At 41.4% G+C, this 15241-nt stretch carries 15 protein-coding genes; 6 read left to right on the forward strand and 9 right to left on the reverse strand.

From position 1 onward, the window contains the following. Positions 1 to 196 precede the first annotated feature (196 nt). Positions 197 to 2062, forward strand: a complete 1866-nt coding sequence (locus tag BMX50_RS19695) for a M1 family metallopeptidase (protein WP_091212330.1) — start codon at positions 197 to 199, stop codon at positions 2060 to 2062. 71 nt (positions 2063 to 2133) lie between these two features. Here BMX50_RS19695 and BMX50_RS19700 read toward each other — a convergent pair whose 3' ends face one another. Together BMX50_RS19700 and BMX50_RS19705 are read right to left on the reverse strand one after the other, a co-directional pair. Next, complete coding sequence (locus tag BMX50_RS19700; protein ID WP_091212335.1) at positions 2134 to 2520, reverse strand: YtxH domain-containing protein; 387 nt, start codon at positions 2518 to 2520, stop codon at positions 2134 to 2136. Positions 2521 to 2707: 187 nt separating this feature from the next. Then, positions 2708 to 2902, reverse strand: coding sequence for a cold-shock protein (locus tag BMX50_RS19705; protein WP_090533335.1), 195 nt, complete (start codon positions 2900 to 2902; stop codon positions 2708 to 2710). Between the two features lie 411 nt (positions 2903 to 3313). On the opposite strand from BMX50_RS19705, the gene BMX50_RS19710 reads away from it, so the two are divergent. Both BMX50_RS19710 and BMX50_RS19715 read left to right on the forward strand, forming a co-directional pair. After that, complete coding sequence (locus BMX50_RS19710) at positions 3314 to 3964, forward strand: HAD family hydrolase (protein WP_091212339.1); 651 nt, start codon at positions 3314 to 3316, stop codon at positions 3962 to 3964. A gap of 87 nt (positions 3965 to 4051) precedes the next feature. Further along, entirely contained in the window at positions 4052 to 4816 is a 765-nt protein-coding gene (locus BMX50_RS19715; protein ID WP_091212342.1) for a hypothetical protein, read from the forward strand. A 1-nt stretch (position 4817) separates the two neighbouring features. Here the strand turns inward: BMX50_RS19715 and lysA are convergent, their stop codons facing one another. The 4 genes from lysA to BMX50_RS19735 form a co-directional block, all read right to left on the reverse strand. Then, entirely contained in the window at positions 4818 to 5978 is a 1161-nt protein-coding gene (lysA, locus tag BMX50_RS19720; RefSeq protein WP_091212345.1) for a diaminopimelate decarboxylase, read from the reverse strand. Positions 5979 to 6090: 112 nt separating this feature from the next. Next, positions 6091 to 7401: an aspartate kinase gene (locus tag BMX50_RS19725; protein WP_091212347.1), complete on the reverse strand. Its 1311-nt coding sequence runs from the start codon at positions 7399 to 7401 to the stop codon at positions 6091 to 6093. 273 nt (positions 7402 to 7674) lie between these two features. Then, positions 7675 to 8667, reverse strand: a complete 993-nt coding sequence (locus tag BMX50_RS19730; RefSeq protein WP_091212350.1) for a hypothetical protein — start codon at positions 8665 to 8667, stop codon at positions 7675 to 7677. Positions 8668 to 8680: 13 nt separating this feature from the next. After that, positions 8681 to 9580, reverse strand: a complete 900-nt coding sequence (locus tag BMX50_RS19735; RefSeq protein WP_091212353.1) for a hypothetical protein — start codon at positions 9578 to 9580, stop codon at positions 8681 to 8683. 196 nt (positions 9581 to 9776) lie between these two features. Here BMX50_RS19735 and BMX50_RS19740 point away from each other — a divergent pair, with 196 nt between their 5' ends. From BMX50_RS19740 to BMX50_RS19750, 3 genes are read left to right on the forward strand one after another with little or no spacing between them, the layout of a single operon-like run. Further along, the gene (locus BMX50_RS19740) at positions 9777 to 10322 is read left to right on the forward strand and encodes an RNA polymerase sigma factor (protein WP_091212356.1); all 546 of its coding nucleotides are present in this window, start codon (positions 9777 to 9779) and stop codon (positions 10320 to 10322) included. Further along, positions 10303 to 10575 carry a hypothetical protein gene (locus BMX50_RS19745; RefSeq protein WP_143065228.1) on the forward strand — a complete coding sequence of 91 codons (273 nt, stop codon included), beginning with the start codon at positions 10303 to 10305 and terminating at the stop codon, positions 10573 to 10575. Before BMX50_RS19740 ends, BMX50_RS19745 begins: the two co-directional genes overlap by 20 nt. Before the next feature lie 12 nt (positions 10576 to 10587). Continuing rightward, the gene (locus BMX50_RS19750; protein WP_091212362.1) at positions 10588 to 11283 is read left to right on the forward strand and encodes an ATP-dependent Clp protease proteolytic subunit; all 696 of its coding nucleotides are present in this window, start codon (positions 10588 to 10590) and stop codon (positions 11281 to 11283) included. A gap of 168 nt (positions 11284 to 11451) precedes the next feature. Here BMX50_RS19750 and BMX50_RS19755 read toward each other — a convergent pair whose 3' ends face one another. The 3 genes from BMX50_RS19755 to BMX50_RS19765 form a co-directional block, all read right to left on the reverse strand. Beyond that, complete coding sequence (locus BMX50_RS19755; RefSeq protein WP_091212366.1) at positions 11452 to 12324, reverse strand: creatininase family protein; 873 nt, start codon at positions 12322 to 12324, stop codon at positions 11452 to 11454. 106 nt (positions 12325 to 12430) lie between these two features. Beyond that, positions 12431 to 14296, reverse strand: coding sequence for a tetratricopeptide repeat-containing sensor histidine kinase (locus tag BMX50_RS19760; RefSeq protein WP_091212370.1), 1866 nt, complete (start codon positions 14294 to 14296; stop codon positions 12431 to 12433). Between the two features lie 222 nt (positions 14297 to 14518). Continuing rightward, complete coding sequence (locus BMX50_RS19765; protein WP_091212375.1) at positions 14519 to 15220, reverse strand: NUDIX hydrolase; 702 nt, start codon at positions 15218 to 15220, stop codon at positions 14519 to 14521. Positions 15221 to 15241 lie beyond the last annotated feature (21 nt).

Below are 15241 nucleotides of genomic sequence, written 5' to 3' on the forward strand. Positions count from 1 at the left end.
AACAAAGTAAAAAAAAATATATCCGATACCGCAAAATATTTATTCATAAATAATCTTTGTGACAGCTTTGTTACAAAATATGTCCTGATATAACGATTTATCGAGCGTTTTTTTTGTTTTAATTTTCGAATTAATGTTTCCCGCATATCGTTATTTAGTCCAATTGCTTTAAATTGGCCACTGAAATTTAAGACGAATGACTAAATCCATTATTTTATCTGCCTTATCCTGCATTGCTTTTGTGCAGGTAAAGGCTCAAAGCCTGTATATGCCACGCGATATACAAAAAGCATTTAAAAACGAAACCCGCTCGGCCGATGGCCGCCCCGGCAAAAAGTACTGGCAAAATTATGGCCGCTATAATATCAGCATTACGGCCATACCTCAAAACCGTACCGTAAAAGGCACCGAGCAAATCACTTATGTTAACAACAGCCCGGATACCTTAAAAAGGCTTAACATGAAGCTGATCCTGAACATACACAAACCGGGTGCCGCCCGTTTTGGTGATGCAGCGGCCGATTATTTAACGCCTGGTATTCAGTTTGATAATTTTTCGGTTAACGGGGATGTGAAAAAAGTCCCTTCTGCCTCAACAAATCAGTTTGTGAGCCTGAGCAAACCGCTTTTACCGCATGATTCGGTTAAGCTTGATATCGGCTGGCATTTTGAAATTTCTAAACAAAGCGGCCGCGAAGGGATGATCGATTCAACTACCTGTTACCTGGCTTATTTTTATCCGAGGGTATCGGTATATGACGATTACAATGGCTGGGATAGGCTGCCCTTCCTGGATGCACAAGAGTTTTACAACGATTTTAATGACTATACACTGCACGTTACTGCACCCAAAAACTACGTAGTTTGGGCTACGGGCACACTGCAAAATCCTAACGAGGTATTACAGCCCGAATATGCTAAACGTTTGCAAGCCTCATTTACCAGCGACTCAACTATTCATGTAGCATCCGCGGCCGAAATGGCGGCTCAGAAGGTAACAGCCCAAAAAGACATGAATACCTGGACATGGACCGCTAACGATATCAGCGATATGGCTGTAGGCATTAGTGATCATTATGTATGGGATGCCGCCAGCGTTGTGGTTGATGATGCAACAAACCGTCGCGCAAGTATGCAGGCCGCTTTTTTAGATAGCTCGGAAGATTTCCATCATGCTGTACAGGCAGGCCGTAACTCATTGGGCTGGCTTTCACATAACTGGCCGGGTGTACCATACCCATTCCCTAAAATGACTTCGTTTCAGGGTTTTGCCGATATGGAGTATCCAATGATGGTTAATGATAGCCACACCAATGATATCCGCTTCTCACAATTTGTGCAGGACCACGAAATTGCTCATACCTATTTCCCTTTTTATATGGGTATCAATGAAAGTCGTTATGCCTTTATGGACGAGGGTTGGGCAACTACTTTTGAATTGCTGATAGGAGCATCAGAAGTTGGCAAAGAAAAAGCTGAAGAGTTATACAAAAGCTTCCGTGTTGACAGGTGGATCCATGATGCTTCAACAGCCGAAGACCTGCCGGTTATAACACCTTCAAGCGAATTGAGAGGCGGCTACGGTAATAACTCATATGGTAAACCATCATTAAGCTACTTTGCCCTGAAAGATATGCTGGGCGACGAATTGTTCAAAAAAGCTTTACACGGCTATATGGACCGCTGGCATGGTAAACACCCAATACCATGGGATTATTTTAACTCTATGAGCAATATCACCGGTAAAAACCTCGATTGGTTTTTTAACAATTGGTTCTTCACCAATTACTATATTGACTTATCGTTAAAAAGCGTAACTAAATCAGCAGGCGGTTATACCGCTGCTATTAAGAATGTTGGCGGCTTTGTAGTTCCGTTTGATGTAAAGGTTACTTATGCAGATGGTTCGGCCGAAAGCTTTCATCAAACACCGGCTGTTTGGGAAAAAAATCAGAAGCAAATTTCTGTAGATATCAAAACCACTAAAAGCATTAAATCGGTTACTTTAAACGGTGGCATATTCATGGACGCCGATGAAAGCAACAATACCTGGAATAAATAATAAAAATGTTTATAAATAATAAAACCCGGCTATATTGGCCGGGTTTTATTATTTTATGATAGTACTAAATATTATGCGTTTTGTACAGAATTGTTCCAATCATTAGCAGTTGCTTTAACTTTATCTTTTGCGTTTTCGGCGGCGTCGCCGGCTTTGCCTGCAATTTCATCAGCCTTTGATTTAGCTGCATCAACTGCTTTATCTTTTGCGTCCCACAGGTCGCTTACAGTACCGCTAAACTTGGTTTTAGCTTTATCAATTACGTTATTGCTGTAATCTTTGATATCTCCTGCTGTTGTTTGCGCTTTGGTTTTGGCTGTATCAACCAAATCATTTATATAGTCGGCAATATCGCCTCTTAGTTCAGTGCCTTTTTCGGGAGCTAACAATAAACCCAAAGCTGCACCTGCTGCTGCACCTACCAATAGTGCTGCTATAATTTTTGCTTGATCTTTCATGTTCTTTCTTTGTTTTATGTGTAGTCGATTTATGATATTACAGGATAAACAACAACAATGCCAGTTTTTATTTGAAGATAATATCTAAATATTAAGTTTATATACCTGGCAGATTAACAAAAAGCAAAGCAATAAAAAAGGCACTCAAAAAATTGAGTGCCTGATAGGCTTAATGATTATATTATAATTATATAACTTTTACATTTACCGCGTTAAGACCTTTACGGCCGTTTTCAACTTCGTATTCAACGGTATCGTTTTCACGAACTTCGTCAATAAGGCCTGTTGAATGAACAAAAATATCCGGACCGCCATTGCTTGGCACGATGAATCCGAAACCTTTTGTTTCGTTGAAAAATTTTACTGTTCCTTGATTTTGCATTATTTTATTTATTAATGCGGCCAAGGTAGGGATAATTTACCGTAATAAAGCAATACCATAACCCTAATTTAGATGTAAACTAAATAGGGCAACACGAGGGCTGCTAAATAATTGATTAAGTATCAGTAGTATATAATCAAATTTTACTCGTGTGAATGCTCGTTTAATGGATAACGCCGGTAGGTTTAGATGTAAAAACCCTGATTTTTGGAGCGAAGGGGCTTGCCTGGAAAAACATCACAACAAATGCCTGTCTGATACTTCAGTCAGTCCTGGTTGCCTGCCTCGGATAAAAAGCTGCTTGTGTTTAAAGAATATAAAATGCTATTGGCCTTTTAGTTTTTAAAAAGATTAAGTTTGCAACGCAGCCGCTGCAGTGGTTTGTTTCCTCTTAAAAACAGAATAACGTAAATGAAGGCCTTTATATTCGACCTTAATGGCACCATGATCAATGATATGCCATTTCATACCAAAGCATGGCAATATCTCTTAAACACCGACCTTGGCGGTAATTTTACCTGGGACGAAGTAAAACCCCAGATGTATGGCAAAAACCAGGAAGTACTGGTACGCATGTTTGGCCCCGATCGCTTTACGATCGAAGAAATGGACAGGCTTTCGTACCTTAAAGAGCAGCGCTACCAGGACGAATTTTTACCACACCTGGCGCTGTTACCCGGTTTGCATGAGTTTTTGGAAAAGGCTTATCAGACAGGCATCCCCATGGCTATTGGCTCGGCGGCAATCCCTTTTAATATTGACTTTGTATTGGATAACCTTAACATCAGGCATTATTTTAAAGCAATAGTAAGTGCCGACGACGTAGTGTTGAGCAAACCCCATCCCGAAACTTTTTTAAAGGCGGCTGAATTGCTGGGTACATTGCCAACAGACTGCATTGTGTTTGAAGATGTGCCCAAAGGTGCCGAAGCGGCAGCCAATGCAGGTATGAAGGCAGTAGTGCTTACCACAACCCACCAGCAGGACGAGTTTGAAGCATTGCAGAATGTGATTCACTTTGCCGATGACTTTACCGATAATTTTATTAACAACCTGCTATAATAATCAGTAGGGTTTGTTATTATATTACTTGTTTTAACGTATTATTGTTCTGAATCCTGTTTATAAACCAGATCCGGACCTTTTACGATGAAACTTAAATTCAACCTGCTTTTGCTCGCTGCCGGTATGATCATTAGCTCGTGCAGTGATCATATTTATGCGCCGGCCATGCATCATAGTGATATTGCCTATCTGCCAAAACCGGTATCTGCCGATGCTGTTAAATCGGCAAATTATATATCGGGGGCATTGGTGGTTGATGAAAGTCCTAATTACTCGGACGAGTTGGTTAGTGCGCAGCTAAATTTTAGCCGCGGGCACGTGTTTGATCATTTTAACCTTGCTTACAGTGCTTTTGGCACGTTAGGAAATTATCATAACAGCGAGTTACAGCCGCAGGACCCCAACTATTTTAAAAATAAGTTTTTCGGCGCAGCGGGAGGGAGGTTATCAGGCAACTTTTTTGTAAGCGGCAGCCACATCGATTTTCGTTTTATTGGTTTTGAGGCCGCTTACAGCCATGAGTTCGGCGATTATCTTAATTTCAGGAGGGCCGTTACCAATCAACCGGGCTTTTATACTGATCCGCGCGCTGATCTGTTTACATTAGGTGGTACAACCGAAATTATATTTCATACCAATAAAGTTGCCAACCAGTTTGGTTTCCGGCTTTTTTGGGGCGGTACATTTGGTAATGATAATGTATACCGAAATAAAAACAGCGATTACAATTACAGGGTTTATAGTCCTGGTATTGTAACCGCCGCCTATTTTATGCAGATCAAAAACTTTATAGGCATTGTTGAAGCCGGTAACTATGTGCAGTTAAGACTTGGCTACAGGCTTAAATAGCTTATTCAGAATAAACGCTGCCAACCCTGTCACGCAGGTTATAGCCTGATGCCATTACCTCGCCATAGGCTCCTGCTGTACGTACAGCTATCAGGTCACCTCGGAATGATTCGGGTAGACTCACATCCTTCTGGAAACAATCTGTGCTTTCGCAGATAGGTCCAACTACATCATATTTTAAACCTTCTGACTTTTCTGCTTCCTGCTTCCTGCTTAGATTTTCTATCTGGTGATAAGCCTGGTAAAGCATCGGGCGTATCAGTTCGGTCATTCCTGCATCAAGGATCAGGAAGTTCTTTTTCTGCCCGTTTTTAACGTACAGCACGCGTGATATCAATGAGGCGCTTTGCGCAACCAGTGCACGGCCAAGCTCAAAATGTACTTCTTGCCCCGGCTTAACATTCAGGAAGTTTTTAAATACCTGGAAGTAAGCTTCAAAATCGGCTACGTTATTATCAGGATTGTAATAATCAACACCTAAACCGCCGCCTGTATTAAGTACTTTGATGGGGAAACCGCGGTCTTCAAACCAGTCCTGCATCTCATTAATGCGGGTGCAAAGGTTTTTATAAACTTCCAGGTCGGTAATTTGCGAACCAATGTGGAAGTGGATGCCTAAAAATTGCAGGTTATCGCATTTGCGCAAAGCAGCGGCAACATCGGGCAATTGCCAGGTGTTGATGCCGAATTTATTTTCATCTAAACCGGTAGTTATGAAATGATGCGTATGGGCATCAACGTTTGGGTTAATGCGGATAGCTACGCCTGCCTTTTTATTTTTCGCTTTGGCAAGCCCGTCGATAATAAAAAGCTCCTGGATAGATTCTACATTGAAGCAAAAGATATCGGCGTCAAGTGCCAGGTTTATCTCCCTGTCTGATTTACCTACGCCGGCAAATACCACTTTACCTTTATCAAAGCCATGCTCAATGGCCGCTTTAACTTCGCCGCCGCTTACGCAATCGGCGCCAAAACCATACGTTTGGATGGTGTCAATAACCTTTGGGTTAAAATTGGCTTTCATGGCATAATGCACATGGAAGCCATGCTTTGCAGAAGCATCGCGGCAGGCGCTCAACGTGTTTTTGAGCACCTCCAGATCGTAGTAATAAAACGGGGTATCTAAGCCGTTAAATTTATCTATAGTTTTACTTGTAAACATTGTAGTATATTTTACCTCACCCAACCCTCTCCAAAGGAGAGCGCTATTTAATGAGATTAATTGAATGTTGTTTATAAAGTCCTCTCCTTTGGAGAGGATTTAGGTGAGGTTATTAAAACAACCTGTTATGTAAGCTCCTTAAAGTTTCAATCTTATCCTCGGTTTTTACCAGTAACGACAGGTTGTGGTCGCTGCCACCATATGATATCATCCTTAACGGAATGTGTTTAACAGCTTCCAGTACGCGTGCAGCATAGCCGTGTTTTTCGGCACCAAAATCACCTACCACGCAAATGATGGTTTGGTTCACATCTATCTCCACCGAACCGTAAGTATTCAGTTCTTTGGTGATGTCACCAAGATAAGTAGTGTCATCAATGGTTACAGATACACCTACTTCTGACGTGGTGATCATATCGATAGATGTTTTATAACGCTCAAACACTTCGAAAACCTTGCGTAAAAAACCATGTGCCAAAAGCATCCTGCTTGATTGAATTTTGATAGCAGTAATGGCATCTTTAGCGGCGATAGATTTGATCTTATCCTTTTCGCTGGTATTGGCGATCAGGGTGCCTTGTGCTTTAGGATCCATGGTATTTAGCAAGCGAACCGGGATCTTATATTTTTGAGCAGGGAAAACACTTTGCGGGTGCAGGATCTTAGCTCCAAAATAAGCAAGCTCAGCAGCTTCGTCAAATGACAGCTGAGCAATTGGCTGTGTGCCTTTTACGATCCGCGGATCGTTGTTATGCATACCGTCGATGTCCGTCCAGATCTGTACTTCTTCGCTGCGGATACCTGCACCAATTAATGATGCTGTATAATCACTACCACCACGGCGCAGGTTATCTATCTCGCCGTAAGCGTTACGGCAAATATAGCCCTGGGTAATAAACAGGTTTACTTCAGGGTGTTTATCGAGTAGCGGAAGCAGGTTTTCGGTAATGTGGTCAACAATAGGTTCGTTGTCCTCATCTATTTTCATGAAATCCAAAGCAGGCAGCAATACCGATGGAATGCCTATCTCCTTTAAATAAACATGATAAAGGGTAGTTGAAAGCAACTCGCCCTGTGCAACAATGATCTTATCTTCAATATGGGTGAACAGGTCATTTGCCAGGTTGCTCAGTAATGAAAAATGGTAGTCGATAACCTCCTTGCCCTGGGCTAAAAACTCGGGCTTGGCAAACAATTCCTTAATAAAAATTTCGTACTTATCCTTCAGGATAGTAATGAGCTGAACCGCCTTCTTCTTATCACCGGTGAGGTATGCTTGTCCAATTTCTACGAGGCTGTTTGTTGTGCCTGACACTGCCGATAGCACTACCACCTGGCGCTCGGCCGGGTTAATGATATCAAGCAGTGCTTTCATCCGGGCGGGGCTACCTACTGATGTCCCACCAAATTTTAAAACTTTCATTTTTTATGTTGCTGTTAACCGTATGTGAATTGATGTTTGAGCTATCATTTTACTGATTTTCAAGCACCAATATTTGAGGCGCTAAAAATAGCGTTTTAAAACACTTATCTGTAATTTAATTTGAAGGGGTGCGCCAAAGTTGGCCCATGAGTAAAGGGAAAGCTAAATTGGTTATGCAAAACATTTTCTTCCCCTTATCCGGGTAAATAAAAAAGAGGCTGTCTTCATGTTTTGAGACAGCCTCTTTTTGCAAATTTTATTGTTTAAATATGTTTAAAACGGTTGAGTTACAACGATTGGTTTCCACCCGGTATTTATACTCACCTGGAATGAGGAGCCAGAACTGGTACCGTTACCCCCAAACAGATTGCTGACGGTATAAACTACCTGCTGGTTTTTCGATAACACTATCGGATCAAATGTACGTCTGGTTATCGTTGTAGAATTACTTCCATAGCAAGTTATAGATGGAGCAATTCCGAAGGTGTCGCTACCAACGTTCATTGATATCGAAAAATTCTTTTTTCCGATTAATGAATCCGGAATAGCAACTCCAAAATGGGTGCCCATATCCTCATATGGTGGGGTAAATTCAAATTTATCTGTGAATAGATGATATGTAGATAGGCCTTTAGGGACGGAGAGTTCTATTGATTTCACTGAAGCAGGGATCGCATCTTTAATTATAACCTTTATCTGGCTAATTATTCGGCTTAGCGTAACAGTTCTATTAAGATCTGAAGCCTGAACAACCAGCGGTGCACTATAGCTAAAACAATCAAGCCATGGATATGATTGAACATAGCCTACATCATTGTCCCAGCCGGGGCTGGCTTCGATATGGGCGACTGCACTATTGGTGCCTTTATCGCTGCCTGTGATTTCAATACCATCCTTAAACCCCAATACATACAATTGGTAATTACCCGGAACAACTATTGTTTTTAGTATACCAAAACCAATGCTACTTTTAGTCTGCGTAAATCTGTATTTAATATAACCTCCGCTATCTACTATATAGAAGTATAGGTTATCAACAAGGCCTGCCAGCGATGCTGAATCCGACACCGATGTGGCTAATGATCTTATTTTACTGTTGGCACCGGTACTAATTTCTTGCGTAAAGTCGCTATTTACACCTATAGTTAAATTATAGGTTTTATCTGTTGTTTCGCCCGGTTGTGGTTGTTTATGATCTTTTTTGCAAGACCATACTAATATGCTACAGGCCACCAAAAGCGCTATGATAAAATAATATTTTTTCATTTCGAGTTTAAGGTTAAAGGTTTATGTTGGTGGTGTTCCAGCCCGGCTCTATGCTGATATGGAAATTATTTTGGTTGTTGGTCGTTTTATCGAATACAGTACCCGATAATATTGTTTTGGCATTAGCAATGAACTTAACATTCTTTATTACAATAGGGTTACCTATTGGTTGCGTAAAGCCCGTTGCATAAACATTTATGGTAATGGTATGTAAAACCTGGGCTGGAAAGATGTTCATCCGTATTTTAAAGTTGGTTGTCCCCTTCTCTGCATTGGTAAAAGTATGGCTGGTAGTACCCTGATTAACAAGCTGACCGTTTGGGAAAGCTAAATAAGTAGTATCTTTTAATAATAGATTGCCATAGGGTACAGCGTCTGTAACAGTTATACTACTTATAGTATTAGGTATAGCGTCCTGAATGTTTAACTCAAGTAAGGAGTTTAGGCGATGCATGGTCAAATTGCTGCTAATATTGGCGCCGTTCACTACCACAGTATCGGCTGCATAGTATGTATCCAGACTGGAGCGACCAACGGAGGCGTGTAAAAAATCTGATTCGCCATCTACACCGCCATTACCCACAAAATAAACATAGTAGGTTCCGTTAGGTGCCTGATCGGTAATGGTGCCGAAATTTGAAAAGGTAGGATCCTGGTTTAGAAATGTCTTTAATTTTCCCTGGCTGTCGTAAAGCAAATAAGTTATTTTTTTAACGTTATTAGTCAGCGAGGTGTCTGCTGCATTCACAGCTAATTTTGACTGAACCGAATTTGTAGCCAGATTCGATTTCATGTTGAAATTCAGCGTGTACAGCTTGTCGTTTGTTGGCGGCGTGGGTTTGTGATCTTTTTTGCATGAAAAAAGTGTGAACACACCTATTGCAAGTAAGGTTTTAGGTATAACTATTTTCATAATAATTATTTTTTCGTAAAGATAGGTTCTTTAACTCCCAATTAAAAGGAATAATGAAAATAACTGAACGAGCTATTGGCCGAGCCATTCAGATATCTTTATGAACGACAGCGTATTTTGATGGTGAAACAGTTTTTTTCTAACTTCACGGTGATATATCGTCCTTTTTGCGCACTTACTGTTAAACGCATTGATCATGGCACATGAGATAGTTTTTGATAAACCGGCGACCGAGAGGGAAAAACTCATTACGGAGCTGTATAAAAGCGCCTTCCCGACGCTGGCGAAATATGTAAGCAAAATGGGCGGCTCCTTTGATGATGCAAAGGATGTTTTTCACGATGCACTTGTAATTTATTACGAGAAAACCGTTAACGGCGAACTGCTTGTGCATGCAGGCGAAAAAGCCTACCTGCTGGGTATAGCCAAACATCTGTGGTTTAAAAAGTTCAGGAATGGTAGTAACAATTTGTCGCTTGATAGTTGTGATTTTGATCTCGCTGATGAGGCCAATGAACAGCTATCTACAAATAAGCTTATGCATTACCTGGAAACTGCTGGCAAAAAATGCATGGAACTGTTGAGTGCCTTTTATTACCACAAACTACCAATGAAAGAGGTGGCAGGCTTGTTTGGCTACGCGGGGGAGCGTTCGGCTACCGTGCAAAAGTATAAGTGCATTGAAAAAGTAAGGAAAACAGTTAAAGAACAATCATTAACCTATGCGGACTTCATTGAATGAGATCAAAGAGATAGATGATCATGTGCTGAAACTTGCCCCACCCGACGAGGCATTGCTGTTTGAAGCTAAACTGATCATCAATCCCGAACTTAAGCAGCAGGTGGTTTGGCACAAGCAAACTCTTGGCCTGGTGCAGCAATATGGCCGTAACAACTTCAGGGCCGAGATTGAAGCTGTGCATCAAAAACTATTCAACCTGCCTGAGCATGAGGGCTTCAGGCAAAAGATCATGCGTTTATTTCGCAAACGCTAAAAGCTAAATTTTATGAATATCAATCAAAATGAGTTCCGCAAATACGCGGTGGGGCACCGCCGTGTCCAAAGTTTACACGTCGACAGGTTTATTGCACAGGTAAACAACAGCAAAATAAATATGGGCATGACGCCCTATATTATGGAAGAACGTCAGCTAAACATCTCGCAAATGGATGTTTTTTCGAGGCTGATGATGGACAGGATCATTTTTCTGGGTACTGCTATTGATGAGCAGGTAGCTAACATCATCCAGGCACAACTACTGTTCCTGCAATCGGCAGATGCCAAAAAGGATATCCAGATCTATATCAATTCGCCGGGAGGTTCGGTATATGCCGGACTGGGAATCTATGACACGATGCAATTCATCTCGCCCGATGTGGCTACTATTTGTACCGGTATGGCTGCCTCCATGGCTTCCACGTTACTTTGTGCAGGAGCTAAAGGCAAACGAGCCGCGTTGCCACATTCAAGAGTGATGCTGCACCAGCCATCGGGTGGAGCGCAGGGGCAGGAGTCGGACATCGAAATTGCTGCTATACAGATAGCCAAAATGAAAAGAGAGCTTTATGAAATAGCAGCCAAACACAGTGGCCAAAGTTACGAGCGGATCCACGAAGTATCCGACCGTGATTATTGGATGATAGCTAAAGAAGCCAAAGCTTTCGGGATGATTGATGAGGTTTTGGGGGCGAAGGAGGATTGAGCTTTAAATTAACAAAAAATGTCATTGCGAGCGATAGCGTGGCAATCTCGTAGCTATGCTTAATCGGTTTGCATATCTCACAGGCTAAACTACGAGATTGCCGCGTCGCTCCAATGCTTCTACCAGTGCTACTCCTCGCAATGACATGATTTTTTAAAGGTGATTACTTTACTTATTCAACGCATCCACTTTATCAAAAAACTCATTTTGTAGTTTAATGGTACTGGTATCGGCCTTGATTGCTTTAAGGGCCTGGATAAAACTGGCTATCTCATGTTCGGCTATAAATTTCCCAAACTCGGGTGTGGCTTTAGCACCTTCGCCGGCGTAGTGATTGGGATAGGCAGCATACCACCAGATTGGGGTATAAATATTGGTGAGATTTAAACGATGTTGATTCTCGCCAGATTGTGAGGCTGCCCTGTCCATCTTCATCAGGTCGGGGCGATAGTAGAGCATCGATGCAGTTTCACTTTCCCCGGCATGCTGATCGCCTTCTATTGCCGATTTATGCATTTTGCGGTATTGATCAGTATATTCTTTATCAGCGCCATGTGGGTTATAAAAATATACCGCATAGTTATGGCGCTTGTTAAGCAGCGATTGCATAAAGAACTGGATAAACTCCGGATTGCCACCGTGGCCATTCAGGATTACTATTTTGTCAAACCCGTTACGGGCAATTTCATCGCAGGTAGCCTCCAGTAAGTCCCAGATTACTTTACTTGGCAGGGCGAATGTTCCGGGTTGGTGACGTGCTTCGTTAATTTGTCCGTAAAAATAATCGGGAAACACAACAGCATATTCTGATTTAACGGCATGTGCAGCCCACTCGCGTACGTGGATGAGGTCGGTACCAATAGGAGAATGAGGGCCGTGCTTTTCCAGGATGCCGATAGGCAGGATACAAGTTTTCGATGATTTTTCGAGGGCGGCAGGAAAATCAGAGGCAACAAGCTCATCCCAGCGGGCAGGTATTTGCTGGGCAAAGGAATAAGCAGAAAGCAGCAACACTGCAAACAGTAACAGGTAAGTTTTCATAAATTATAGGTTTAATAACAGGTTATGGCTAACTGTAATTGATCCTGAAATTTACGAACTTAAACTATTGTTTTTCAGCCGGTAATTTAAAAATTACAATAATATATCAACGGACGTTGGGCAGTGAGTAGCAAAAAGCCGCTCCTTTTATTTTGTTGTTTTCAACCCATATGCGCCCGTTCATTTTTTCAGTAAAATCCTTACAGATCATGAGGGCAACGCCGGCACCTTTTTCCTTTTCGTTACTGTATTGCATATTGGCTTTAAAATTGAAGAGTAGCTGAAGCTTATCGGGCGAAATGCCTTTACCTTCATCCTGTACACAAACAGTTACATCTTTATCTGTTGATGCGCTAATGGTAATGGTTGAATTATCCGGCGAAAACTTAATAGCGTTATGTATAAAATTACGATGGATGAACTGCACCAGTTCTTTATCGGCATAAATGATAATAGCCGGATCAACGGTGTTTACGAAATTAAGCCCGCGATCTTTGCTCAATAGGTTAAATGGCTGGATAGCCTCATCAATAAGTTCCTTTAATGGTAGCGGAATAGCCTTATAATCAAAGCCTGATAGCTGCTGTTTGATCCATTGTAATATGTTTTCAAAAATCTCCAGCGAAATATTTGAAGAATGCTCCATGGTATCTACAAGTTCCATCAATTCTTCCCGTGTAAAGGAGTCGGCATCTTTAAGTACGGTGGCCAATGTTTTAAGTGCACCTATAGGCTGCCTGAAATCATGTGCAAGAATGGATACCAGCCGGTTGTTAAATTCATGATCAACCTCCAGTTTTTCGTTTCGTAACTGTACAGTGCGGTTAAGTTCTTCAAGTGTAAGGCCGTGCTTTTTCTTGAGGTTATACAACCGGTAAGTAAATATCACGGCGATAGCTGTAATTATAAATAAAACGCCCAACACAATGGCAAGGATCTGCCTGTTTTCGCTTCGGATGGTTATAGCCTCCAGTTGCTGGTCTTTCAGGGCATAATCAATATAATCAAAGCCCGATGTATTAGTGTACTTTTCTTCATCGTCATATAGTTTCAGCAGTTTTGAACTGTAACGCTGTACTTCGGGCAGGTTGTTTTGAGCAATGTAAATATCGTATAGTTTTTTCCCGAAGACCTTTTCATAATAGTGATAACCACTCTTTTCGGCGATGGATAGCCCCTGTTTATAGTACTCAATAGCTTTAGCTACGTTATTTTCCATGTATAAATCACCAAGGTTGGTGACGATATCGAGGCTCAGGTAATAAAGGTCCATAGCGAGGCCAGTGTTCACAGCCTTTTGCAACAGCGCCACACCTTTTTCACGCTCGTTGTTTTGCAGGTACAATAAACCCTGCACCTGGTCTGCTTCAACAAGCATCCTGTGATCTTTAAACCTCGTTCCTATTTCGCGTGCTTTATCCAGGTAAATCTCAACAGAATCTTTAGGGATCTGCCTGGGATATAAAAGCAGGTAATTGCACAATACTAACGACATGATAGAGTCGCGCTGCAACGTTTTGCCGGTATTTAATGCCCGTTTAAAAAAAGCTATTGCTTTTTTATCTTCTCTGTTTTCGTTAAACACAAGGCCAATATTCATTAGCCCCTGCACAACGTTTGAAGTATCTTTTAATTCTTTATACAGGTTATAAGCCTCATTGTAGTAACGTAAAGAAAGTTGCAGATTACCCTTAAGGTCGTAAACAATACCTATAGCATTCAGGGCATCGGCTTTGCCTGCTTTGTAGCCTCGCCGCTCGGCTATGGCCCTTGCCTTTTTAGCATAATTAAAAGCGCTGTCGATATTTTGCTCATACATAAGCATACCCAGCCGGTTAAGTGTATTCACATATTTTATGCTATCGCGAATTAAAGGCAGGTCTTTTTTTAGCTTATTAACTTCCCTGAACTGACCGCTACAAACGGATACAGCAAGCAGAAGCAATACTAAGAAGCTTACGGTTTTTTTCATTAACTGATATCAGCAAACAGGTTTTTAGTTGAAAATATGCCTAAGGCTGTTATACGTACGAAAAAACAGTATGGTTGGAAAATGTTAAATAAAAATAAGAGACGGCTACGAATGGTTTAAATTGTTATTCGGTACGATATTAAGCTTTGCGGGTAGTACCAGCTACTAATAATCTTCTCGTAATGCTATAAGCAGTTTCAGTTGAACGTTTTACCTAACGTATTATAATGAATCGGGATTAGGGATGAAATTCATAAATGCCTGAAACTTGGCATAGTAGTTTTGCATATTTAGCTGATAATAATAGGCGCCACGTTTTGAGCCTGCTTTGTCTTTATCGGCCAGTTTAATAAGTAAACCGGTTGCCAATACCCTTTTACTAAAATTGCGTTTATCAATAGTGGTGTTAAATACACATTCATAAAGTGTTTGCAACTGCGGTATAGTAAACTTGGTAGGCAAAAGCTCAAACAGGATAGGGTGCATAGCTGCCTTGTAACGGATGCGTTTGCGGGCTTGCTCAACCATCTCCTGCTGGTCAAATATTAATTTAGGGGCACGTTTAAGCTGGAACCATTCGGCCTGGTAATCATCACTGATCTGGGCTTCATATTTGTGGATATCAACCAGGGCAAAATACGCTACCGATACTGTACGTTCAATAGGGTCACGCTGGGGTTGCCCAAAACTATATAACTGTTCAAGGTACACGCCCTCCAGGCCGGTTAATTGCTTTAAGATCCGGTTGGCACTTTGGTCAAGGCTTTCATCGGGTTGAACGAAGCCACCCATCAGGCTCCAGTTTCCTTTTTCGGGCTGAAAACCTCTTTTTATGAGCAGAATTTTTAAAACTTCGCCATCAAAGCCAAAAATGATACAATCAACCGCTAATAATAACCTTGTTTGCTTGGAATACTTGAGCATTTATAATCAGTAATAATTTTA

Source organism: Mucilaginibacter gossypiicola (genome assembly GCF_900110105.1).
Taxonomy (GTDB): domain Bacteria; phylum Bacteroidota; class Bacteroidia; order Sphingobacteriales; family Sphingobacteriaceae; genus Mucilaginibacter; species Mucilaginibacter gossypiicola.

What these genes read in the sequence shown, in the direction of transcription:
- BMX50_RS19695 (WP_091212330.1), top strand. Translation starts at nt 197, where the DNA reads ATGACTAAATCCATTATTTTATCTGCCTTATCCTGCATTGCTTTTGTG.
- BMX50_RS19700 (WP_091212335.1), bottom strand. Translation starts at nt 2,520, where the DNA reads ATGAAAGATCAAGCAAAAATTATAGCAGCACTATTGGTAGGTGCAGCA.
- BMX50_RS19705 (WP_090533335.1), bottom strand. Translation starts at nt 2,902, where the DNA reads ATGCAAAATCAAGGAACAGTAAAATTTTTCAACGAAACAAAAGGTTTC.
- BMX50_RS19710 (WP_091212339.1), top strand. Translation starts at nt 3,314, where the DNA reads ATGAAGGCCTTTATATTCGACCTTAATGGCACCATGATCAATGATATG.
- BMX50_RS19715 (WP_091212342.1), top strand. Translation starts at nt 4,052, where the DNA reads ATGAAACTTAAATTCAACCTGCTTTTGCTCGCTGCCGGTATGATCATT.
- lysA (WP_091212345.1), bottom strand. Translation starts at nt 5,978, where the DNA reads ATGTTTACAAGTAAAACTATAGATAAATTTAACGGCTTAGATACCCCG.
- BMX50_RS19725 (WP_091212347.1), bottom strand. Translation starts at nt 7,401, where the DNA reads ATGAAAGTTTTAAAATTTGGTGGGACATCAGTAGGTAGCCCCGCCCGG.
- BMX50_RS19730 (WP_091212350.1), bottom strand. Translation starts at nt 8,667, where the DNA reads ATGAAAAAATATTATTTTATCATAGCGCTTTTGGTGGCCTGTAGCATA.
- BMX50_RS19735 (WP_091212353.1), bottom strand. Translation starts at nt 9,580, where the DNA reads ATGAAAATAGTTATACCTAAAACCTTACTTGCAATAGGTGTGTTCACA.
- BMX50_RS19740 (WP_091212356.1), top strand. Translation starts at nt 9,777, where the DNA reads ATGGCACATGAGATAGTTTTTGATAAACCGGCGACCGAGAGGGAAAAA.
- BMX50_RS19745 (WP_143065228.1), top strand. Translation starts at nt 10,303, where the DNA reads ATGCGGACTTCATTGAATGAGATCAAAGAGATAGATGATCATGTGCTG.
- BMX50_RS19750 (WP_091212362.1), top strand. Translation starts at nt 10,588, where the DNA reads ATGAATATCAATCAAAATGAGTTCCGCAAATACGCGGTGGGGCACCGC.
- BMX50_RS19755 (WP_091212366.1), bottom strand. Translation starts at nt 12,324, where the DNA reads ATGAAAACTTACCTGTTACTGTTTGCAGTGTTGCTGCTTTCTGCTTAT.
- BMX50_RS19760 (WP_091212370.1), bottom strand. Translation starts at nt 14,296, where the DNA reads ATGAAAAAAACCGTAAGCTTCTTAGTATTGCTTCTGCTTGCTGTATCC.
- BMX50_RS19765 (WP_091212375.1), bottom strand. Translation starts at nt 15,220, where the DNA reads ATGCTCAAGTATTCCAAGCAAACAAGGTTATTATTAGCGGTTGATTGT.